Source organism: Streptomyces sp. NBC_00442, from assembly GCF_036014195.1.
Classification (GTDB): domain Bacteria; phylum Actinomycetota; class Actinomycetes; order Streptomycetales; family Streptomycetaceae; genus Streptomyces.
This window is the reverse complement of sequence record NZ_CP107918.1, coordinates 5,123,189-5,145,385: the sequence shown is the minus strand read 5'-3', so window position 1 is coordinate 5,145,385 and position 22,197 is coordinate 5,123,189. Positions and strand designations below refer to the sequence as shown.

Here is a 22,197-nt window from a genome sequence, read left to right as displayed (position 1 = left end):
CGTGCCGCTGTCGGCGGCCGGCCGGTCCTATGCCGTTATCGGCCGCTGGACCCGGATCGACTGGAGGAGCCCTATGGCCACCCACACCGCGAACATCGAGGACCCTCCGTAGGAGACGAACGGCAGCGGGATGCCGGCCACCGGCATGATGCCGAGGGTCATGCCGATGTTCTCGAAGGACTGGAAGGCGAACCAGGCGATGATGCCGGCGGCGACGATCGTGCCGTACAGCTCGGTCGTCTCGCGGGCGATGCGGCAGGCGCGCCACAGGATGACGCCGATCAGGACGATGATCAACCCGGCGCCGACGAAGCCGAGTTCCTCGCCGGCGACGGTGAAGACGAAGTCCGTCTGCTGTTCGGGGACGAACTGGCCGGTGGTCTGGGAGCCCTTGAAGAGCCCGGTGCCGGTGAGGCCGCCGGAGCCGATCGCGATCCTGGCCTGTCCGGTGTTGTAGCCGACGCCGGCCGGGTCGAGGTTGGGGTTGGCGAACGCGGCGAAGCGGTTGATCTGGTACTTGTCCAGTATCCCGAGGGCCGCCACGAGGACCGCCCCGAGCACTCCGGCGCCGACGAGCCCGAAGATCCACCGGTTGGACGCCCCGGAGGCCAGCAGCACGCCGAGGATGATCACCACGATGACCATGGTGGAGCCGAGGTCGGGCATCAGCATGATGCAGCCGATCGGCACCATCGCGAGCCCGAGCGCCTTCAGCACCGTGCGGTGGTCGGGGTGCAGTTGATCGCCCGCGTCCACCCGCGCGGCGAGCAGCATCGCCATGCACAGGATGATCGCGATCTTCGCGAACTCGGAGGGCTGGAGGGAGAATCCGCCGCCGAGCACGATCCAGGAGTGCGCGCCGTTGACAGTGGCGCCCAGCGGCGAGAGCACCGCGAGCAGCAGCAGGATGGAGAGCCCGTACAGGATGGGCACGGCGCCGCGCAGGGTGCGGTGGCCGAGCCAGATGGTGCCGATCATCAGGCAGAGCCCGATGCCGGCGTTCATGATGTGCCGGATCAGGAAGAAGTACGGGTCGCCCTGGTTGATGCTGGTGCGGTTGCGGGTCGCCGACCACACCAGGAGCGAGCCGATGAGGCAGAGGGCGACGGCCGACAGGAGCAGCGGCCAGTCGAGCCTGCGCACCACGGAGTCGCGTGCGGTCAGTTTGGCGAAGGCGCCGCGTTCCTTGGGGGCGTAGCGCTGGACGGAGAAGCCTGCCATGGCGCTAGTCCCTTCGCGGGTTGCGGTTGTCGACGTCGGTCGCCGGGCTGTTGTTCGGCTGCGGCTGGCCGTCGGGCTGCTTGGGGTCCTTGCCCTTGTCCTTGGTCTTGCCCGCGTTGGGGTCGTACGCGGCGATCGCCGGCGCGTCGATGGAGCCGTCGGGCTGGATCTTGGGCAGGGACTGTTCGGGCTGCGGGAGCAGGGCGCGCTTGAGGTCCTGGTTGCCGGCGTCGTCGATGCCGTACATCGCCTCGTAGATCTTGCGGACGGCCTCACCGGAGGCGCCGGAACCCGTACCGGCCTGGGCGATCGTCATGACCACCGTGTAGTCCTTGGAGTACGTGGCGAGCCAGGAGGTGGTCTGCTTGCCGTAGACCTCGGCGGTGCCGGTCTTGGCGTGGAGCTCGATCTTGTCCTGCGGCCAGCCCTGGAACTTCCAGGCGGCGGTGCCGCTGGTGACGACGCCCGCGAGAGCCTTGTTGAAGCCGTCGATGGTGGCCTGGGTGACCGGCAGCTTGCCGTTGACCTTCGGCTTGATCTCCTGCACGGACTTGCCGTCGGCGCTGATGATCGCCTTGCCGATGGTGGGGGCGTGCATCGTGCCGCCGTTGGCGATCGCCCCGTAGATCATGGCCTCCTGGACCGGCGTGACGAGGGTGTCGCCCTGGCCGATGGAGTAGTTGATCGAGTCGCCCTCGCGCATCTTGTTGCCTTCGAGGCAGTTCTCGTACGCGATCTTCTCGACGTAACTGCCGTCCTTCTTGCCGGTCTTGCACCAGCTGTCCTTCATCGCCGTGAAGAGGTTCTCCTTCCACTGGCGGTCGGGGACGCGGCCGGTGACCTCGTTGGGCAGGTCGACGCCGGTGATCTTGCCGAGGCCGAACTGGTGGGCGGCCTTGTAGAAGTAGTCCTTGGGCTGGCCCTTCTTGGGGTTGATCCCGCCGTCCTTCTTCCACTCGTTGTCGGCGAGTCCGTAGAAGACGGTGTCGCAGGAGACCTCAAGGGCGCGGCCGAGCGAGATGGGGCCGAAGTTCTCGCCCTCGAAGTTCTTGAAGACCTGCCCGCCCACGGAGTACGAGCTGGTGCAGGGGTAGCCACCGTCCCACTTGTAGCCGGCTTCGACGGCGGCGGCCGTGGAGACCACCTTGAACGTCGAACCGGGCGCGGCCTGACCCTGTATGGCCCGGTTCAGGAGCGGGTAGTCGCTGTCCTTGCCGGTGAGGGCCTGGTAGTCCTTGCCCGAGATGCCGCCGACCCAGACGTTCGGGTCGTAGGTGGGCGCCGAGGCCATGGCGACGACCCGGCCGGTCTTGGCCTCCATGACGATGACCGCGCCGGAGTCGGCCTTGTAGTTCTCGTTGGTGATCTTGTCGTACTGCTGGCGGGCCTCGACCATCGCGTTGTTCAGCTCGTACTCGGCGACCGCCTGCACGCGTGCGTCTATCGACGTGATGACGTTGGCGCCGGGCTGGGCCTTGTCGCTCTCGGCCTGTCCGATGACCCGGCCGAGGTTGTCGACCTCGTACCGGGTGACGCCGGCCTTGCCGCGCAGCTGCCGGTCGTAGGTGCGCTCAAGACCCGAGCGTCCCACCTGGTCGGAACGCAGGTAGGGCGAGTCGGTGTCCTTGGCCTTGGTGATCTCGTCGTCGGTGACGGGCGAGAGGTAGCCGAGCACCTGGGAGGTGTTGGCCTTGCCGGGCGCGGGGTAGCGGCGCACCGCGGTGGGGTCGGCGGTGATGCCGGGGAAGTCCTCGGATCGCTCGCGGATCTGGAGGGCCTGCTGGGTGGTGGCCTTGTCGGTGACCGGGATCGGCTGGTACGGGGAGCCGTTCCAGCAGGGCTTGGGGGTCTTGGCGTCGCACAGCCTGACCTTGTCCATGACGTCCTGCGGCTTCATGCCGAGCACCCCGGCGAGCCGGGTCAGGACGGCCTTGCCGCGGTCGGGCATCTTGGAGAGGTCGGTGCGCGAGGCCGAGACCACCAGGCGCGTCTCGTTGTCGGCGAGCGGGACACCGCGGGCGTCGAGGATCGAGCCGCGCACGGCGGGCTGGACGACCTGCTGGACGTGGTTGTTCTTCGCCTCGTCCTGATATTCCTGGCCGTTGCGGATCTGGAGGTACCACAGGCGTCCGCCCAGCGTGAGCAGGAGCGAGAAGACCAGGACCTGGATGATGACGAGCCGGATCTGCACCCGCGGGGTGCGGCCCGTCTCGGGAATGTTGCTCATGCTGTGCCGACCCCTTGGTTCACAGTCGCTTGACGCCCTTGATGCGGCCGGCGCGGGCCGCTCTGTTCCTGGCGGCCTTGATGCGCAGGCCGCCGCGCTGGCTGCCGATGCGCAGGCCGGTGCCGCCGGAGAGCCAGCCGGAGGCGATGTTGTTCTTGGGGCTGCCGTTGGCGGTGGTGTCCGCGAGCGGGTCGTTCTCGGCACGCCGGGCGATCGCCATGATCAGCGGCACGGTGAACGGCGCGAGCAGCAGGTCGTAGAGCGTGGCCGTGAACAGCAGGCTGGGCAGGCCGACATGGCGGGCCGCGGTGTCCCCCACCAGGGCGCCGACCGTGGCGTAGAGCAACGTCGAGCCGATGGCCGCGCCGACCACCACCATCATCGGGCCCGCCGCGCTGCGCAGCCGCCCGTGGTCGGGCTTGGCGAGGCCGGCGAGGTAGCCGATCACGCACAGCACGAGGGCGTAGCGCCCGGCGGCGTGGTCGGCGGGGGGTGCGAGGTCGGCGAGCAGGCCCGCGGCGAACCCGACGAAGGCGCCGCCCAGGTGGCCGTAGACCAGGGCGAGACCGAGAACGGTCATGAGCACCAAGTCCGGTACGGCGCCGGGGAGTTGAAGGCGGGCGAGGACGCTCACCTGGATGACGAGGGCGACGACGATCAGGGCGGCGGAGAGGATGACCCTGTTGACACGCATCTGGATCAGCTCCTACTGCTCGCCGTCGGCATTGGCGTTGCCGGCCGGATCGGCGTTGGGGTCGGGCGGATTCGGATTGGCGTTCCCGTTCGGAGGATTGGCGTTGCCGCCCTGCGGGTTGGCGTTGCCCGCCCGGGGGTTGGGCTTCGCGTTCGGGTCGGCGTTGGGGTCGGGGATCGCGTTCTGGTTGGCGATGTCGGTGTTGCCCTGCCCGTTGGGGGTCGGGTTGCCGGACGGGGTGGCCGTGACGGTGACCGTCGGGGTCGGGGTGGGCTTGGGCTTGGCGGGCAGCACCTGGTCGCGCGGGTCGGTGCGCGGGGCCTGGACGACGACGCCGACGATGTCGAGCTTGGTGAAGCCGACGTAGGGGCGTACGTAGATGGTGCGCGTGAGGTCGCCGCCCGAGGGGTCGACCTTGACGACCTCGCCGACCGGGACGCCGGGCACGAACGGCTTGTCGGACTGCGAGCCGAAGGTCACGAGCCGGTCGCCGGGGCTGACCTTGGCCTTGCCGTTGAGCAGCTGGACCGAGAGCGGCCGGTCACCGTGGCCGGTGGCGAAGCCGAGTTCGTCGCTCTTCTCCATCCGGGTGCCGACGGTGAAGTCGGGGTCGTTGGCGAGCAGGACGGTCGAGGTGGAGGGTCCGACGGTGGTGACCCGCCCCACGAGCCCGTCGCCGTTGAGCACCGTCATGTCGCGCTGGATGCCGTCGTTGGACCCGGCGTCGATGGTGACGGTCCAGGAGAAGCCCTGGGCCGCTCCTATGGCGACGACCTGGGCGGCCTTGATGCCGTACTGGCCCTCGCCCGCGGTCTTCAGCATCGAGTCGAGCTGGCCCAGGCGGCTGCGGTTGCGTGCGTCGCTGCCGAGCCGCTGCTTGAGGGCCTCGTTCTCGGCCTGGAGCGCGGAGATCCTGTCGTGGCGCTTGCCGGAGTCGCGGACCGCGCCGATCGCGTTGCCGACCGGGTCGACTGCGGACGCGACCCCGTTCTCCACCGGTCCGAAGACCGCGGCGGCGGCCTGCCGGGCGCCGTCCACCGGTGAATTCGCCCCGCCTCTGATGTCGACCGTGATCAGCGCGAACGCTACGGCGATCAGCAGCACCAGGAGCAGCCGGCTCTCTCGTGTGTCCCTCACGTGCGGCGGCCGTGCCTTCCTCATAGGAATGTGGGTGATCTACAAGATCTCTTCGATCTGTATACCAACGATCCGCCGTACGGGTTGGCAGTGACCCATACGGCGGACGGCGGAGTGCGGAGGCTACCGGCGGGGCTGTGCGTCGAGCACCTGCTGGAGCGCCTCGAACTCCTCCACGCACTTGCCGGAGCCCAGTGCGACGGAGTCCAGCGGGTCCTCGGCGATGTGGATCGGCATGCCCGTCTCGCGGCGCAGCCGCTCGTCCAGGCCGCGCAGCAGGGCTCCGCCGCCGGTCAGCACGATGCCGCGGTCCATGATGTCGCCGGAGAGCTCGGGCGGGCACTTGTCGAGGGTCGTCTTCACGGCGTCGACGATCGCGTTGACGGGTTCCTCGATCGCCTTGCGCACCTCGGCCGCGGAGATCACCACGGTCTTGGGGAGCCCGGAGACGAGGTCGCGGCCGCGGATCTCGGTGTGCTCGTCCTTGTCGAGGTCGTACGCCGAACCGATCGTGATCTTGATCTGTTCCGCGGTGCGCTCGCCCAGAAGGAGGGAGTACTCCTTCTTGATGTGCTGGATGATCGCGTTGTCGAGCTCGTCGCCCGCGACGCGGATCGACTGCGCCGTGACGATTCCGCCGAGCGAGATCACGGCGACCTCGGTGGTGCCGCCGCCGATGTCCACGACCATGTTGCCGGTGGCCTCGTGGACCGGCAGACCCGAGCCGATGGCCGCGGCCATGGGCTCCTCGATGATGTGCACCTGACGGGCGCCCGCCTGGGTGGAGGCCTCGATGACGGCGCGGCGCTCGACTCCTGTGATGCCCGAGGGCACACAGACCACGACGCGCGGGCGGGCCAGGTACCGGCGCTTGTGGATCTTCAGAATGAAGTAGCGGAGCATCCGCTCGGTGATCTCGAAGTCGGCGATGACGCCGTCCTTCAGCGGCCGTACGGCAACGATGTTGCCCGGCGTACGGCCGATCATCTTCTTGGCTTCCGCGCCGACCGCGAGGATGCCGCCGGTGTTGGTGTTGATGGCGACGACGGACGGCTCGTTCAGGACGATTCCGCGGCCCCTGACGTACACCAGCGTGTTGGCGGTCCCGAGGTCGACAGCCATGTCACGGCCGATGAACGACATTTTGTTGCTCCCCATGAGGATGCGTCCGGCCTTCCCTATTCGAGCGTTGACGGCTTCTCAGGTCGGCGAGGTGGGTGCGTTGAGCGTGAGGCCCCATCGTAGTCCGGCCTGCGCGAACACGGCGCGGTGGTCCACCTCAGTATGGGTGACGTCGTGTCGGGGCGATGCGTTCCCGAAGTCGGCCCGCATATGCCCAAGGGCGACCGAAATTCCTTCGGTCGCCCCAGGTAGTGAGCGCTATATGGCTGACATTGCGTCAGTATGCGATCAGCTGCGGCCCGGGAAGAAGATCTTCAGTTCCCGCTCGGCGGACTCCTCGGAATCCGAGGCGTGAATGAGGTTTTCCCGGACGATGGTGCCGAAATCGCCACGGATCGAACCGGGGGCCGCCGCGATCGGGTCGGTCGGACCCGCCAATTGGCGTACGCCCTCGATCACGCGCTCGCCCTCGACCACCAGGGCGACGACCGGGCCGGAGGCCATGAACTCCATCAGCGGCTCGTAGAAGGGCTTGCCCTTGTGCTCGCCGTAGTGCTGCTCCAGCGTGTCCTGGTCCAGCGTGCGCAGCTCCATTGCGGTGATCCGCCATGCGGCCTTGCGCTCGATGCGGCCGATGATCTCCCCGACCAGCGAGCGGCGGACGGCGTCCGGCTTGAGGAGGACGAGGGTGCGCTGCGTCATGGTGTGCGGCTCCTTGGCAAACGTGTGCGGTCCGCCGAGATTACCGGGTGTAGCCGAAGGCCCGTCACCCGGTACCGCCCGCCACCGCCTAGACCTGCGGCTGGGCCTCGGCCTGGGCCGCGAACCTCGCCTTCGCCTCGTCGATCTTGCGGCCGTAGTGCACCGACGCCCACCACAGGGCTCCGAACAGGACGCCCATGAAGAACATCAGCGGCACGGCGAAACCGCTCGCGATCAGGGCGATCTGCAGCGCCCAGCCGAGCTCGACGCCGCCGCGCCGGCCGAGCATCCCGCAGAGCAGCACCGACAGGAGCATGCCGATCCCGCACACCGTCCACACGGTGGTGGTGGCCAGGTCGGGGTCCTTCATCGCGACCAGGCCCGCGAAGGCGATCACGAAGAATTCACCGATCAGGGTGGACGCGCAGAGCGTACGCATCGGGTCAGCCCCTCTTCAGCATGAGCCGGGCGTCGCCGACCGTGTACACGGAGCCGGTGATGAGGACGCCCGCTCCCGCGTACTCGTCCTCCTCCTCGGCCAGGGTGATGGCCGCCTCGATCGCGTCGTCCAGGCGCGGCTCGACCACGACGCGCTCGTCGCCGAACACCTCGACGGCGAGCGCCGCCAGCTCGTCCACGTCCATGGTGCGCAGGGAGGTGTTGGCGGTGACGACGATCTCGGCGAAGACCGGCTCGAACGCTTCGAGCAGCCCCTTGACGTCCTTGTCGGCGCTGGCGGCGACCACGCCGATCAGGCGCGAGAAGCCGAACGCCTCGGTCAGGCCGTCGGCGGTGGCGCGGGCGCCGGCCGGGTTGTGCGCGGCGTCCAGGACGACCGTGGGCGAGCGGCGTACGACCTCGAGACGGCCGGGCGAGACGACGGAGGCGAACGCCTTGCGGACGGTGTCGATGTCGAGCGGGCCCGGCTGCTGCGAGCCGACGCCGAAGAACGCCTCGACGGCGGCGAGGGCCACCACGGCGTTGTGCGCCTGGTGGGCTCCGTACAGCGGCAGGAAGATCTCCTCGTACTCCCCGCCGAGGCCGCGCAGCGTCAGGAGCTGGCCGCCGACGGCGACTTCGCGCCCGGCGATGCCGAATTCCATGCCCTCGCGGGCCACCGTGGCGTCCGCCTCGACGGCCTTCTTCAGCATGACCTGCGCCGCGTCGACGGGCTGCTGGGCCAGGATCACCGTCGCGCCCTGCTTGATGATCCCGGACTTCTCCGTGGCGATCTCGGCGGTCGTGTTGCCGAGCCGGTCGGTGTGGTCCAGGTCGATGGGGGTGACGACGGCGACGCCCGCGTCGATGACGTTCGTCGCGTCCCAGGTGCCGCCCATGCCGACCTCGACGACGGCCACGTCGACCGGGGCGTCCGCGAAGGCCGCGTACGCCATGCCGGTGACGACCTCGAAGAAGGAGAGCCGGAACTCCTCCTTGGCGTCGACCATCTCGACGTACGGCTTGATGTCCTCGTACGCCTCGACGAAGCGCTCGGCGGGGATCGGCAGGCCGTCCAGGCTGATGCGCTCGGTGATCGACTGGACGTGCGGCGAGGTGTAGCGCCCCGTACGCAGCTCGAAGGCGCCGAGCAGGGCCTCGATCATCCGGGCGGTGGAGGTCTTGCCGTTGGTGCCGGTGATGTGGATCGTCGGGTAGGCGCGCTGCGGCTCGCCGAGGACGTCCATCAGCGCGGCGATCCGGCGGACCGACGGCTCCAGCTTGGTCTCGCCCCAGCGGTCGGCCAGCTCGGTCTCGACCGCGCGCAGCGCCGCGTCGACCTCGGGGTCGGCGGGGCGGCCGGGGACGGCGTCGCCCTGGGGCGCTCCGCCGTGGGTGCGCAGGGTGCGGCTGCCGGCCTCGATCACCGCCAGGTCGGGGTCTCTGGTCGTCTCGGCCTCGACGATCTCGTCGAAGTCATCGGCTTCACTGGGGTCGGGCTGCTCGGTCACGGGACCAGTCTACGGAGGGGTACCGACAGGACCTTGGACCCGCCCCTTTCGGGACGTTCGGCCCCCGGGTCCCACAGGCTCTCCGGGCAAACTTGGCGATCATGGACATAGGGATCGACCTCGGCACCGCCAACACGCTTCTCTACGCCCGTGGGCAGGGCATCGTGCTCAACGAGCCGTCCGTGGTGGCGATGAAGGAGGGCGGTCGCGCGGCGCTCGCCGTCGGCACGGAGGCCAAGGAGACCATCGGCCGCACCCCCGGTTCGATCACCGCGATCCGGCCGCTGCGGGACGGTGTGATCAGCGACTACGAGGCGGCGGAGGAGATGATCCGCCACTTCGTGAAGAAGGCCGTGCCGGGCCGCCGCCCGCGCACCCGCATGGTGGTGTGCGTGCCGAGCGGGGTGACCCCGGTGGAGCGGCGCGCGATCGTGCACGCCGCTCAGCGCTCCGGGGCGAAGGCCGTGCACCTCATCGAGGAGCCCATGGCGGCGGCGATCGGGGCCGGCCTTCCGGTCGCGGAACCGCGCGGCTCCATGGTGGTGGACATCGGCGGCGGCACCACCGAGGTCGCCGTGATCTCGCTCGGCGGCATCGTGACGTCGCAGTCCCTGCGGGTGGGCGGCGACCGTCTGGACACCGCGATCATCGACTACGTACGCAAGGAGCACTCGCTGCTCATGGGCGAGCGCACCGCCGAGGACGTCAAGTGCGCGATCGGGTCGGCGTGGCCGGTGCCGGGCCAGGAGGAGCTGGAGGAGCGGACGTTCACGGTTCGGGGCCGCGAGAAGGTGCGCGGGCTCCCCAAGTCGCTCTCGCTCGGCACACGCGAGGTGCGGGCCGCCCTCGACGAGCCCGTCGAGGCGATCATCGCGGCGGTGCGGGTCACCCTGGAGGAGTGCCCGCCGGAGCTGGCCGGCGACGTGATGGAGCACGGCATCGTGCTGACCGGCGGGGGCGCGCTGCTGCCGGGCCTCGACCTGCGGATCGCGTCGGCGACCGGCATCCCGGTGTTCGTGGCGGACGAGCCGCTCGACTGCGTGGCGCTGGGCGCGGGCAAGTGCGTGGAGGACTTCGACCAGCTGCAGAAGCTGCTCGCCGGGGCGTAGGCGCGGCGGGGCGTAGACGCGGCGGGGCGGGCGAGCGGAGGGCGGATGGGCGCGGGCGACGCTCCCGGCGGGCGCGGGATGCCGGCCCCGCCGGGCCGCCCCGGCCGCCACCGGTCGCCCCGGTCGCCCCGGGCCGTCCTGGGGCCGGCCGGTCAGCCCACCGCACCCGCCGGGAGCGTCGCCCGCACCTCGTACGTGGTGTCGGTACGGGTCGTCGCCAGCGAGCCGCCCATGCTCTCCACCCGCTCGCGCATCGAGAACGTCCCCGTCCCCGTGGAGACCGGCGCCTTCAGCGGTGCCGAGCGCGGCAGCGGGTTCTGCACGGTGACCACGAGGTCGCCCGCGACCAGCCGGATCGTCACCGCGACCGGCTCGCCCTGTGCGTGCTTGACCGAGTTGGTCAGGCACTCCTGGACCACCCGGTACACCGCCGCCTGCCGCAGCGGCGAGAGCCGGTGCGCGGCCTCCTCGATGTCGAGACCCACCGGGGTGCCCGCGAGGCGGCTCTCCTCGGCGAGCGACGGCAGTCCGTCGAGGCCCGGCGTCGCGGTGCGCTCGTCGGCGCGCCGCACGATGATCTCGTTCAGCATCAGGTGGGCCCGGCGCGCACTGTCGGCGAGTTCCTCGAAGTCCTTGTGGTGCGGCTCGTTCCTGGCCCGCACGGACAGCACCTCGGAGCGCACCGCGAGCATCGTCAGCTCGCGGCCCACCATGTCGTGCACGTCCCTGGCCACCGAGACCCGCTCGGCCTGCACGGCGTGCAGGGCCGCGCTCTCGGCGCGCTGGACCTCCAGTTCGTGGACGAGGTCGTGCCGGTAGGCGGAGATGCCGACGCCCGAGGCGAGCACCCCCACCGGCACCACGATCGCCAGGAACGAACTGAGCGTCTCGCCCCGGGTGTCGGGCCAGCCCGGCAGGTTGAACAGCACGTACGCGACCGCGATGTAGCCGAGGGTGGCGAGGATGCCCGCGCGCCGGCCCCGGAAGCGGCCGATCGAGTACAGCGCGAACTGCACCAGGGTGAGCTGGTGCAGCCAGCCCAGGAAGAACAGCGAGACCAGATACGGCAACCACGGCCAGCGGCGCCGGAACAACAGGGTCGCCGCGCCCAGGGCGAGCACGGGCGGCGCGGTGTAGCTGTTGAGGGAGTTGTCGGCCTTGGCGAGGCCCGGCACGTCCAGGACCATCAGGGCGAAACAGCTCAGCGCGATCAGCACGTCCATCGCGCGGTCCTCGCCCACCCAGCGCGCGCTCGCGGCACGCGCCGCCGCCAGCGCGCGCTGCGGCGCGGAGGGGGCGGGCGGGGTGTGCATGCCTTCCATCATCCAAGGTCTTTGGACCCGGACGGCCAAGCCGAACGGCCCAAATTTAGTGATATGTCGCACGCCGCTCCTGTCCGTTCGGCCCTCCCCCGACGGCCACCCGGCTCCCTAGCGTGGTGGTCATGCCCGCCCCCTCCTCCGGCCGCCCGGCGCGCGGCGTCGCCCCGCTCCTGCTGATCGGCGGGCTGCTCGGCACGCTCGCCTCCGCCGTCCTGACCGCCGACCGCGTCCACACCCTGGAGAACCCGGCCTTCTCTCCCGGCTGCACCATCAACGCGGTCCTCAGCTGCGGCGACGTGATGGACACCTGGCAGGGCAATCTGCTCGGCTTCCCCAACATGCTGCTCGGCGTCGGCGCGTTCGCCGCGCTCTCGGCGCTGGGCCTCGCCCTGCTCGCGGGCGCGGAGTTCCCCCGCTGGCTGTGGCTGGGCATCCGGGCGGGCGTCACGACGGGCTTCGCGTTCACGGTGTGGCTGATCGGCCAGTGCCTGTACGTCATCGGGGCGCTGTGTCCGTGGTGCCTGCTGGTGTGGGCGGTGATGATCCCGCTGTTCTGGTACGTCACCCGGCACGTCGCCCGGCCCCGCTCCTGGGTGCGCCGGGTGGTGCCGCACTGGCTGGTGCCGCTCGCGATGTACGCGGTGGTGGCGGCCCTGGTGTGGGCGGAGCTCGGCGACCGGCTGTTCTGACCCGTACAGCCGTGCCGGGCGCCGCGGGGGGCTCAGATACGGGAAAGGGCCCCCGGAGCGGGATGCTCCGGGGGCCCTTCGCCCGACCTCAGGCCTGGGGCAGGCCGGCGATCTGGTTGCTGATGCGCTCGATGTCGGCCTCGGCCTTGGAGAGCCGCGCGCGGATCTTGTCGACCACGTTGTCCGGGGCCTTGGCGAGGAAGGCCTCGTTGCCGAGCTTCTTGTTGGCGTCCGCCTTCTCCTTCTCGGCCGCCCCGAGGTCCTTCGTCAGACGCTTGCGCTCCGCCTCGACGTCGATGGTGCCGGACAGGTCGAGCGCGACCGTGGCGCCCGCGACCGGCAGCGAGGCGGTGGCGTGGAAGTCCTCACCGGCCGGCTGGAGCCGCAGGAGCTGACGGATCGCGGCCTCGTGCGGGGCGAGCGCGGTGCCGGTCAGGGTGAACGCGGCCGGGACCTTCTGGCCGTCCTTCAGGCCCTGCTCCTTGCGGAACCGGCGGACCTCGGTGACGACCTGCTGGACCAGCTCGATCTCTCGCTCGGCGGCCTCGTCACGGAAACCGCTGTCCTTCGGCCAGTCGGCGACGACCAGGGACTCGCCGCCCGTCAGCGTCGTCCACAGGGCGTCGGTGACGAACGGGACGACCGGGTGGAGGACCCGCAGCGTCACGTCGAGGACCTCGCCGAGGACCCGCCCGGAGACCTTCGCCTGCTCGCCGCCCGCGAAGAACGTCGTCTTGGACAACTCGACGAACCAGTCGAAGACCTCGTCCCACGCGAAGTGGTAGAGCGCCTCGCTGAGCTTCGCGAACTGGTAGTCCTCGTAGTACGCGTCGACCTCGGCCACGGTCTTGTTCAGACGCGACAGGATCCAGCGGTCGGTCGCCGACAGCTGCTCCACGGGCGGGAGTTCGCCCTCGATGGTCGCGCCGTTCATCAGCGCGAAGCGGGTCGCGTTCCAGATCTTGTTGGTGAAGTTGCGGGACGCCTGGACCCAGTCCTCGCCGATCGGGACGTCGACGCCCGGGTTGGCACCCCGGGCCAGGGTGAAGCGCAGGGCGTCGGAGCCGTACGTGTCCATCCAGTCCAGCGGGTTGACCGTGTTCCCGAACGACTTCGACATCTTCTTGCCGAACTCGTCGCGGACCATGCCGTGGAACGCGATCGTGCGGAACGGCGCCTGACCGTCCATCGCGTACAGACCGAACATCATCATCCGCGCGACCCAGAAGAACATCAGGTCGTAGCCGGTGACCAGGACGGAGTTCGGGTAGAACTTCTCCAGGTCGGGGGTCTGCTCGGGCCAGCCGAGCGTCGAGAACGGCCACAGGCCGGAAGAGAACCAGGTGTCGAGGACATCTGTGTCCTGCGTCCAGCCCTCACCCGTCGGCGGCTCCTCGTCGGGACCGACGCAGACCAGTTCGCCGTCCGGGCCGTGCCAGACCGGGATGCGGTGGCCCCACCACAACTGGCGCGAGATGCACCAGTCGTTGAGGTTGTCGACCCAGTCGAAGTAACGCTGCGACATGTCGGCCGGGTGGATGTCGACCCGCCCGTCACGGACCGCGTCACCGGCGGCCTTGGCGAGGGTCTCGACCTTGACCCACCACTGCATCGAAAGGCGCGGTTCCAACGTCGTCTTGCAGCGCGAGCAGTGCCCGACGGAGTGGACATAGGGGCGCTTCTCGGCGACGATCCGCCCCTCGGCGCGCAGGGCGGCGACGATCGCGGAGCGCGCCTCGAAGCGGTCGAGCCCCTCGAAGGGGCCGTGGACGGTGATCACACCGCGCTCGTCGAGCACCTCGATGGATTCGAGGCTGTGGCGCTGGCCGATGGCGAAGTCGTTCGGGTCGTGCGCCGGGGTCACCTTGACGGCGCCGGTGCCGAACTCGGGGTCGACGTGCGTGTCCGCGACGACCGGGATCGTACGGTCGGTCAGCGGCAGCCTGATCTGCTTGCCGATCAGGTGCGCGTACCGCTCGTCGTCCGGGTGGACGGCGACAGCGGTGTCACCGAGCATCGTCTCGGCGCGGGTCGTCGCGACGACGATGGAGTCGTCACCCTCGCCGTACTTCATGGAGACGAGCTCACCGTCGTCGTCCTGGTAGTCGACCTCGATGTCCGAGATGGCCGTCAGGCAGCGCGGGCACCAGTTGATGATGCGCTCGGCGCGGTAGATCAGGCCGTCGTCGAACATCTTCTTGAAGACGGTCTGAACGGCGCGCGAAAGCCCCTCGTCCATGGTGAAGCGGTCCCGGCTCCACGCCAGGCCCTCACCGAGGCGCCGCATCTGCCCGGCGATCTGGCCTCCGGACTCCGCCTTCCACTCCCAGACACGCTCGACGAAGGCTTCCCGGCCCAGGTCGTGACGGGACTTGCCCTCCTTGGCGAGTTCGCGCTCGACCACGTTCTGGGTGGCGATGCCCGCGTGGTCCATACCGGGCTGCCACAGCGTCTCGTAGCCCTGCATGCGCTTGCGGCGGGTCAGCGCGTCGATCAGCGTGTGCTCGAAGGCGTGGCCCAGGTGGAGGGAACCGGTGACGTTCGGCGGCGGGATGACGATCGTGTACGCGGGCTTGTCGCTCTTCGCGTCGGCTTCGAAGTACCCGCGCTCTACCCAGCGCTCATACAGCTTCCCCTCTACCTCGGCCGGCGCGTACTGGGTCGGCAGGTCGGTCGTGGGCGCTGGATTCTGCTGCTGAGTGTTCTCGGTCACCGGGCCAGTTTAGGGGTGTCACCGGCTCGCACCGAAACGGGAATCTTTGGTAACGGTGGGCCCCCCGATGCACCGCCCCAGCGGCTCTTCGGTCAGGATGTCTGGATCGGATAAGCATTCCTAGGGGGAACCCAGCAATGAGTCACAACCAGCCGGGCCCGTACGGCGGCCAGCCCCAGCAGCCCGGCCCGTACGGCCAGCAGCCTCCGCAGCAGCCCTACGGGCAGCCCGGCCAGCCGCAGCCCGGCTACGGCTATCCGCAGCAGGCCCCCCAGGGCGTGCCGCCGCAGCAGCCGGGCCCGTACGGCCAGCAGCCCCCGCAGCAGCCCTACGGCTACCCGCAGCAGCAGCCCGGCCCCTACGGCCAGCAGCCCCAGCAGCCCCCGTACGGCCAGCAGCCCCCGTACGGCGGCCCGATGCAGCCCGTGCCCCCGGCGCCCAAGAAGAAGACGGGCCTGATCATCACGGCGGCCGTCGTGGCGGTCGCGGTCATCGGCGGCGGCGTGTGGTTCCTCACGAAGGACGGCGGAGCGAGCAACAGCGACGTGTCGGCGAGCACGAAGGGCTACAAGATCGTCCCGCCGGCGACGGTCGAGGACTTCAAGAAGACCGCAGCGGGCGACACGACGAAGCCCATGACCGCGGAGCAGAAGTCGAAGGCCGAGGCCCTCGGCGTCAAGAACCCGCAGCAGACCGGCGCGCAGTACCAGTCCGGCGACGGCCTGACGACCAAGGCGCTCACCTTCCAGGGCGTCTGGGGTGACATCACCGATCCGGCCAAGGTCATCGACGCGTCGTTCCAGAACGCCAAGGCCTCCGTCAGCAAGCAGCCGGGCGTCACGGTCTCGCTCGTCGGCGAGGCGAAGGCCGTCAAGCCGGCCGGGTTCTCGGGCGCGCTGATGAAGTGCCAGAACATGAAGATGAACAACGCGGAGGGTGACGGGGCGGCCAAGGGGCCGAAGGAGCTCCTGATCCCGATCTGCGTCTGGGCCGACTACAGCACGTACGGCGTCGTGGACGAGGTGGACGTGGCCAAGGCCGCGACCGGTGGCGGCCCGAGCCAGGAGGAAGTGGCCAAGCTGACGGCCGCGCTCTACAACTCGGCCCGCCAGAAGGCATAGCCGCACGCGGCACACGCCAAAGGGGCGCCCGGTCAAGGTAGTTGACCGGGCGCCCCTCTGCTCTGCCGGGGTGAGCGCTACGCGCTCTTCTCGTGCCGCCCGTCGTTCTTGACGATGCGCGGCTCGCGCGGGACCAGCGTCGGGTTGACGTTGTTGCGGACCACGTCGGCGGTGATGACGACGCGGGCGACGTCCTTGCGGGACGGGACCTCGTACATCACCGACTGGAGGACCTCCTCCATGATGGCGCGCAGGCCGCGCGCGCCGGTGCCGCGCAGGATGGCCTGGTCGGCGATGGCCTCCAGGGCGGGGCGGTCGAAGTCCAGCTCCACGCCGTCGAGTTCGAACAGGCGCTGGTACTGCTTGACGAGCGCGTTGCGCGGCTCGACCAGGATCTGCAGGAGCGCTTCGCGGTCGAGGTTGTGGACCGAGGTCAGGACGGGCAGGCGGCCGATGAACTCGGGGATCATCCCGAACTTCACCAGGTCCTCCGGCATGACCTCCTGGAACTGGTCGCTGGCCTCGATCTCCCGCTTGGAGCGGATCGTCGCGCCGAAGCCGATGCCCTTGGCGCCGGCCCGCGACTCGATGATCTTCTCCAGGCCCGAGAAGGCACCGCCCACGATGAACAGCACGTTCGTCGTGTCGATCTGGATGAACTCCTGGTGCGGGTGCTTGCGTCCGCCCTGCGGCGGGACGGAGGCGGTGGTGCCCTCCAGGATCTTCAGCAGGGCCTGCTGCACGCCTTCGCCGCTGACGTCGCGCGTGATCGACGGGTTCTCGCTCTTGCGGGCGACCTTGTCGATCTCGTCGATGTAGATGATCCCGGTCTCGGCCTTCTTGACGTCGTAGTCGGCGGCCTGGATCAGCTTGAGCAGGATGTTCTCGACGTCCTCGCCGACGTAGCCCGCCTCGGTGAGCGCGGTGGCGTCGGCGATGGCGAACGGCACGTTGAGCATGCGCGCCAGGGTCTGCGCGAGCAGCGTCTTGCCGGAGCCGGTGGGGCCGAGGAGCAGGATGTTGGACTTGGCGAGCTCGATCGCGTCGTCGCGGCCCGTGCCGCCGCCGTTCTCGCCGGCCTGCACGCGCTTGTAGTGGTTGTAGACCGCCACCGAGAGGGCCTTCTTCGCGGGTTCCTGCCCCACGACGTAGCCCTCAAGGAATTCGTAGATCTCGCGCGGCTTGGGAAGTTCCTCCCACCGCACCTCGGAGGACTCGGCGAGTTCCTCCTCGATGATCTCGTTGCAGAGGTCGATGCACTCGTCGCAGATGTACACCCCGGGGCCTGCGATGAGCTTCTTCACCTGCTTCTGGCTCTTTCCGCAGAACGAGCACTTGAGCAGGTCGCCGCCGTCACCGATGCGTGCCACGAGGTGCTTCCCCTTCGCCTGGGAGGCGCCATGTGCGCCGCCTCCTGGTGCCTACTGCGTTTTCCGGGGGGACGCCCCCAGACCCCCTACCGACGGTACCTTGCCGAGCCCCTCGTTCGGGCCCCCCTTGGCGCGGTTCACTTGTGCGTGGACCGCGCCAAGGTCGCCGAAGCGGCTCAGGCGGCCGCGGAGGTCGTCGTCTTGCGGGTGGAGACGATCTGGTCCACCAGGCCGTAGGACAGCGCGTCCTCGGCCGTGAGGATCTTGTCGCGCTCGATGTCGTCGCGGATCTTCTCGATCGGCGTCGTCGAGTGCTTGGCCAGCATGTCTTCCAGCTGCGCGCGCATCCGGATGATCTCGTTGGCCGCGATCTCCAGGTCGGAGAGCTGCTCGCGGCCGGTGCCGCCCGAGGGCTGGTGGATCAGGACGCGGGCGTTCGGCAGCGCCATGCGCTTGCCCGGCGTGCCGGCGGCGAGCAGGACGGCGGCGGCGGAGGCCGCCTGGCCCATGCAGACCGTCTGGATGTCGGGCTTCACGAACTGCATCGTGTCGTAGATCGCCGTGAGGGCGGTGAAGGAACCACCCGGGCTGTTGATGTAGATGGAGATGTCGCGGTCCGGGTCCATCGACTCCAGGCACAGGAGCTGCGCCATCACGTCGTTGGCGGACGCGTCGTCGATCTGCACGCCGAGGAAGATCACGCGCTCCTCGAAGAGCTTCGCGTACGGGTCGTACTCACGCACGCCCTGCGAGGTGCGCTCGACGAAGCGCGGGACGATGTAGCGGTTGTCGACCTGCGGACCGGTGTAGAGGCCGCTCGCGTTGGCCGGGAGGCCGGAGAAGTTGCTCATGGGGGTGTTCACCATCCTGGTGGCGTTCAAGTGGGCGAGGGAAGCGGTGCGGGTCGGGGGATCAGACCCCGGTGCCGCCGCCACCCGGAACGCCCGAGGCGGCGGAGATGATCTCGTCGATGAGGCCGTAGTCCTTGGCCTCCTCCGCCGTGTACCAGCGGTCGCGGTCGCCGTCGCGGATGATCGTCTCGACGGTCTGGCCGGAGTGCGCGGCAGTGATCTCCGCCATGCGCTTCTTCGTACGGATCAGGTACTCGGCCTGGATCTTGATGTCGGAGGCGGTGCCACCGATGCCGGCGGAGCCCTGGTGCATCAGGATGTCGGTGTTGGGGAGCGCGAAGCGCTTGCCCGCGGCACCACCGGTGAGCAGGAACTGGCCCATCGAGGCGGCCATGCCCATGCCGATGGTGACGACGTCGTTCTGGATGTACTGCATGGTGTCGTAGACCGCCATGCCGGCGGTCACCGAGCCACCGGGGCTGTTGATGTAGAGGTAGATGTCCTTGTCCTGGTCGGCAGCGGCCAGGAGGAGCATCTGGGCGGTGATCTTGTTGGCGATCTCGTCGTCGACCTGCTGGCCGAGGAAGATGATGCGGTCGTTGAGCAGTCGGCTGTAGACCTGGTCACCGAGGCCACCACCGAGGGACGGCTCACCGGCGGCGTAAGGCATCAGATTCGTCACGTATCCACCTGCTCGTCTCTGACGGCTTCGGCCGTCTCAGCGTCTTCGTTCCGGGGGCGCGGACTCCGGCTCGCCAGACTCCACCACCCTCGTATTCATGGACCCTAACGCGCAGGTGGGACAACGCCATCCCGGTTCCCGAACTGTTCGCTCGGAGCGCAAGGTGGTTGAAGCTCAATCGGCTACGGACAAGGGCCCGTACGCGCTTGCGTACGGGCCCTTGCGCGGGTCGTGACGAGGCTCAGGCCTCGGTCTTCTCCGCGGCCTCGGCCTCGGCGGGCTCGGCGTCGGCGGCGGCCTCCGCGGCCTCGTCCTCGGCGTCGTCCTCGAGGTCGACGACCTCACCGTTGGTGTCGGTGACCTTGGCGGCCTCGACGACGACGGCGAGCGCCTTGCCGCGGGCGACCTCGCCGACGAGCATCGGGACCTGGCCACCCTCGACGACGGCCTGGGCGAACTGGTCGGGGGACATGCCGGAGGACTGCGCGCGCCGCATGAGGTGCTCGGTGAGCTCCTCCTGGTTGACGTTCAGCTTCTCCTTGTTGACGAGCTCGTCCAGGATGAACTGCGTCTTGATGCCCTTGACCGCCTGCTCCTCGGTCTCGGCGGTGAACTCTTCCTCGGTCTTGCCCTGGATCTCCAGGTACTTGGCGAGGTCGATGCCCATCTGGCCGAGCTGGTGGTGCTCGAGGTTGTGCTTGCGGGTCTGGATCTCGTCCGCGAGGAGCTTCTCGGGGATCGGGACCTCGGCCAGCTTCAGGAGCTCGTCGAGGACGCGCTCCTGGGCCTGGGTGGCCTGGTCGTACTGCTTCATGTTCTCGAGGCGCTTGCGGCTGTCGGCCTTGAGCTCGTCCAGGGTGTCGAACTCCGACGCGAGCTGCGCGAAGTCGTCGTCCAGGGCGGGCAGTTCACGGGCGGCGACCTGGGTGACCTTGACGGTGACCTCGGCCTCCTTGCCCTCGGCCGAGCCGCCCTTGAGCTCGGAGGTGAAGGTGGCCTCGCCACCGGCCTCCAGGCCCTTCACGGCCTCGTCGATGCCTTCGAGGAGCTCGCCGGAACCGATGGTGTACGAGACACCCTCGGCCACGCCGTCCTCCAGGACCTCGCCGTCGACCTTGGCCTGCAGGTCGATCGTCACGACGTCGCCGTCCTCGGCGGCACGCTCGACGGGGGAGGTCGAGGCGAAGCGGTCGCGGAGCTGCTCCACGGACTTCTCGACGTCCTCGTCGCTGACCTCGACGGCGTCGACGGTGACCTCGATGCCGGAGTAGTCCGGGATCTCGATGGTCGGGCGGATGTCGACCTCCGCGGTGAAGTTCAGCGTCTCGCCGTCCTTCAGCTCGGTGATGTCGACCTCGGGCTGACCCAGCGGGTTGAGCTCCGCCTCGTTGATCGCCTCGGTGTAGAACTTCGGAAGCGCGTCATTGACGGCCTCTTCGAGCACGGCGCCACGACCGAACCGCTGGTCGATCACTCGGGCCGGGATCTTGCCCTTACGGAAGCCCTTGACCGTGACCTGCTGGTTGATCTTCTTGTACGCCGCGTCGAGGCTGTCCTTGAGCTCCTCGAAGGGCACCTCGACAGTGAGCCGAACCCGAGTCGGGTTCAGGGTCTCCACGGCGCTCTTCACGGTTCGGTCTCCTTGTGGCTGACTTCTTGGGGTTCTGCCGCAGACCGACGGTCTGGAGCGGATGGGGCCCGGTACATCGGATTCATCAGACACACGGGCACGCAGCTTGCATAGTAACCGCAAGCGGGATGCCACCCACAATGCGATCTTGATGTGCGCTCGATGGGCGCGGAACACGGCGATCGGACGCCGGCTATGTGGTCGGGGTGGCGGGATTTGAACCCACGGCCTTCCGCTCCCAAAGCGGACGCGCTACCAAGCTGCGCCACACCCCGTCGGTGCGAGACGTAGGGTACATGGCCGCGGGGAGCGCGTCGTTCGCTTTGTCCGGCGCCCCGGCCCACGGCGGTCACCGGGGCGCGGTGTGCGCGGGCGGGGGGAGACCCGCTACGATGCTCTACGTGCCGCGGTCGCCATGACCTGCGGCGCGGTGCTTGCGGGCGTAGCTCAATGGTAGAGCCCTAGTCTTCCAAACTAGCTACGCGGGTTCGATTCCCGTCGCCCGCTCTTCACGTCGAAGGCCCAGGTGAGAGGTCATTTCCCTCTTCCTGGGCCTTCGACGGTTCCGGAGCCCGTCCAGTCCCCCGTGTACGCCACGTGCAGCCCCCTGTGCACGCCACGTGCCCCTTCGGCCGGCGTGCCGCACGGGTCGAGCTGGGACCGGGCCGGTCATCAATTCGCGTGTGGTGGCGTTGGCTTGGGACGCCTACATGCCGATGACGCAGCCCAGGACGATCGAGAGCAACGCGCTGGTCAAGAATCGCCACGTCCGGAACGGGCGGCGGAACCCCTTGGCATCCACGTACACCATCCCCCAGGCACCAAGGACGGCACATAGCGCCGCAACAACGGCCGCCCCCATGCGCTGATCCTTGAGAGCGAAGGACAAGGAGATGGTTCCCCCGGCCTGAACGACCCAGGTTGCCGACGTCAGAGCCACGTACAGGCCGGCCCTTCGCTCCCGAGCTTCTTCCTCGGGCGTGACGATCTTGACGCGGATGTAGCGCGGCATGGTTCTCCAACTCGGTCTGCATCACGGGACGACCGGCATGGCCGGAATGGCCGAGCGAGCGAACCGGCAGCACCGATGCACCACGACAGCGACGGAGATCTTCCGGACCGGCTACGCGGATTCGATTCCCGTCGCCCGCTCGAAGCAGCAATCAGCAGGTCGGAGCCGGTGGCCGCGTGACGCGGAGACCGGCTCTTCCTGGTGGGCTAGAACTTGATCTGGTTGATCGACTGAGCTATCGAGTCGAGGAAGTGCTGGATCGAGGGGGCCATGCCCGTCGAGGCCAGGAAGAAGCCGAAAAGTATCGCCACGATGGCCGGGCCGGCCTTCATGGAGCCGCCGCGGATCAGCACCACGAGGACGACCGCCAACAACAGCACCACTGACAGTGAGATGGCCACAACTGATCACACACCCTTGGTCGGTCCGCCTTGCCGGCCCGGGAGCATGCCGCCCACACCCCCACGGTGACTATCGTGCCACCAACACCCCTGTGGTTGTTCCCCGGTGACACATCGCCAACGCCATGGATCGGACGGATCAGGCCAACCGGGCCTTAGCGGGGCGCTTTCGGCGGCCGGATGCGCCCGGCGTACGACTCCCGCGCCCCGTGCGGCCGTTGCGTCACGGCGAGCGTCAATTACCT

The 22,197-nt window shown here is 69.1% G+C and carries 19 protein-coding genes and 2 tRNA genes; 4 read left to right on the top strand and 17 right to left on the bottom strand.

All coding sequences use genetic code 11. The features are described 5' to 3' along the window. Positions 1–27: 27 nt before the first annotated feature. From rodA to folC, 8 genes are all read right to left on the bottom strand, one after another. A complete protein-coding gene (rodA, locus tag OG432_RS22950) occupies positions 28–1,221 on the bottom strand; it encodes a rod shape-determining protein RodA (RefSeq protein ID WP_328312831.1) in 1,194 nt (397 codons plus the stop codon). 4 nt (positions 1,222–1,225) lie between these two features. Beyond that, positions 1,226–3,448 (bottom strand): penicillin-binding protein 2, encoded by a 2,223-nt coding sequence (gene mrdA, locus OG432_RS22945; protein ID WP_328312830.1) that lies wholly within the window; start codon positions 3,446–3,448, stop codon positions 1,226–1,228. A 19-nt stretch (positions 3,449–3,467) separates the two neighbouring features. Continuing rightward, positions 3,468–4,142, bottom strand: coding sequence for a rod shape-determining protein MreD (gene mreD, locus OG432_RS22940; RefSeq protein ID WP_328312829.1), 675 nt, complete (start codon positions 4,140–4,142; stop codon positions 3,468–3,470). A 12-nt stretch (positions 4,143–4,154) separates the two neighbouring features. After that, entirely contained in the window at positions 4,155–5,279 is a 1,125-nt protein-coding gene (mreC, locus tag OG432_RS22935) for a rod shape-determining protein MreC (protein WP_328312828.1), read from the bottom strand. A 123-nt stretch (positions 5,280–5,402) separates the two neighbouring features. Further along, a complete protein-coding gene (locus tag OG432_RS22930; RefSeq protein WP_053727412.1) occupies positions 5,403–6,422 on the bottom strand; it encodes a rod shape-determining protein in 1,020 nt (339 codons plus the stop codon). Positions 6,423–6,689: 267 nt separating this feature from the next. After that, positions 6,690–7,103, bottom strand: a complete 414-nt coding sequence (gene ndk, locus OG432_RS22925; protein WP_328312827.1) for a nucleoside-diphosphate kinase — start codon at positions 7,101–7,103, stop codon at positions 6,690–6,692. Positions 7,104–7,191: 88 nt separating this feature from the next. Further along, on the bottom strand, positions 7,192–7,542 hold the full coding sequence (locus OG432_RS22920) for a DUF4233 domain-containing protein (RefSeq protein ID WP_328312826.1): 351 nt from the start codon (positions 7,540–7,542) through the stop codon (positions 7,192–7,194). Between the two features lie 4 nt (positions 7,543–7,546). Then, positions 7,547–9,052 (bottom strand): bifunctional tetrahydrofolate synthase/dihydrofolate synthase, encoded by a 1,506-nt coding sequence (gene folC, locus OG432_RS22915; protein WP_328312825.1) that lies wholly within the window; start codon positions 9,050–9,052, stop codon positions 7,547–7,549. Between the two features lie 101 nt (positions 9,053–9,153). Here folC and OG432_RS22910 point away from each other — a divergent pair, with 101 nt between their 5' ends. Next, the gene (locus tag OG432_RS22910; protein ID WP_328312824.1) at positions 9,154–10,161 is read left to right on the top strand and encodes a rod shape-determining protein; all 1,008 of its coding nucleotides are present in this window, start codon (positions 9,154–9,156) and stop codon (positions 10,159–10,161) included. A 152-nt stretch (positions 10,162–10,313) separates the two neighbouring features. On the opposite strand, the gene OG432_RS22905 is transcribed toward OG432_RS22910, so the two are convergent. After that, positions 10,314–11,474 (bottom strand): sensor histidine kinase, encoded by a 1,161-nt coding sequence (locus OG432_RS22905; RefSeq protein WP_328312823.1) that lies wholly within the window; start codon positions 11,472–11,474, stop codon positions 10,314–10,316. Positions 11,475–11,605: 131 nt separating this feature from the next. On the opposite strand from OG432_RS22905, the gene OG432_RS22900 reads away from it, so the two are divergent. Next, entirely contained in the window at positions 11,606–12,172 is a 567-nt protein-coding gene (locus tag OG432_RS22900; protein ID WP_328312822.1) for a vitamin K epoxide reductase family protein, read from the top strand. Positions 12,173–12,260: 88 nt separating this feature from the next. Here the strand turns inward: OG432_RS22900 and OG432_RS22895 are convergent, their stop codons facing one another. Then, entirely contained in the window at positions 12,261–14,885 is a 2,625-nt protein-coding gene (locus tag OG432_RS22895) for a valine--tRNA ligase (RefSeq protein WP_328312821.1), read from the bottom strand. Between the two features lie 137 nt (positions 14,886–15,022). Here OG432_RS22895 and OG432_RS22890 point away from each other — a divergent pair, with 137 nt between their 5' ends. After that, entirely contained in the window at positions 15,023–16,006 is a 984-nt protein-coding gene (locus tag OG432_RS22890; protein ID WP_328312820.1) for a hypothetical protein, read from the top strand. 77 nt (positions 16,007–16,083) lie between these two features. Here the strand turns inward: OG432_RS22890 and clpX are convergent, their stop codons facing one another. From clpX to OG432_RS22865, 5 genes are all read right to left on the bottom strand, one after another. After that, positions 16,084–17,376, bottom strand: a complete 1,293-nt coding sequence (gene clpX / locus OG432_RS22885) for an ATP-dependent Clp protease ATP-binding subunit ClpX (protein ID WP_100579698.1) — start codon at positions 17,374–17,376, stop codon at positions 16,084–16,086. Positions 17,377–17,552: 176 nt separating this feature from the next. After that, positions 17,553–18,242, bottom strand: coding sequence for an ATP-dependent Clp protease proteolytic subunit (locus tag OG432_RS22880; protein ID WP_328315206.1), 690 nt, complete (start codon positions 18,240–18,242; stop codon positions 17,553–17,555). Between the two features lie 46 nt (positions 18,243–18,288). After that, positions 18,289–18,897, bottom strand: a complete 609-nt coding sequence (locus tag OG432_RS22875) for an ATP-dependent Clp protease proteolytic subunit (protein WP_100579696.1) — start codon at positions 18,895–18,897, stop codon at positions 18,289–18,291. 253 nt (positions 18,898–19,150) lie between these two features. Further along, positions 19,151–20,539, bottom strand: coding sequence for a trigger factor (gene tig / locus OG432_RS22870; RefSeq protein WP_328312819.1), 1,389 nt, complete (start codon positions 20,537–20,539; stop codon positions 19,151–19,153). Between the two features lie 198 nt (positions 20,540–20,737). Beyond that, positions 20,738–20,814 (bottom strand) — tRNA-Pro (locus OG432_RS22865). 161 nt (positions 20,815–20,975) lie between these two features. Here OG432_RS22865 and OG432_RS22860 point away from each other — a divergent pair. Then, positions 20,976–21,046 (top strand) — tRNA-Gly (locus tag OG432_RS22860). Positions 21,047–21,245: 199 nt separating this feature from the next. Here the strand turns inward: OG432_RS22860 and OG432_RS22855 are convergent. Both OG432_RS22855 and OG432_RS22850 read right to left on the bottom strand, forming a co-directional pair. Further along, the gene (locus tag OG432_RS22855) at positions 21,246–21,551 is read right to left on the bottom strand and encodes a hypothetical protein (RefSeq protein WP_328312818.1); all 306 of its coding nucleotides are present in this window, start codon (positions 21,549–21,551) and stop codon (positions 21,246–21,248) included. A gap of 206 nt (positions 21,552–21,757) precedes the next feature. Beyond that, positions 21,758–21,952 carry a hypothetical protein gene (locus OG432_RS22850; protein ID WP_267053209.1) on the bottom strand — a complete coding sequence of 65 codons (195 nt, stop codon included), beginning with the start codon at positions 21,950–21,952 and terminating at the stop codon, positions 21,758–21,760. Between the last annotated feature and the right edge of the window lie 245 nt (positions 21,953–22,197).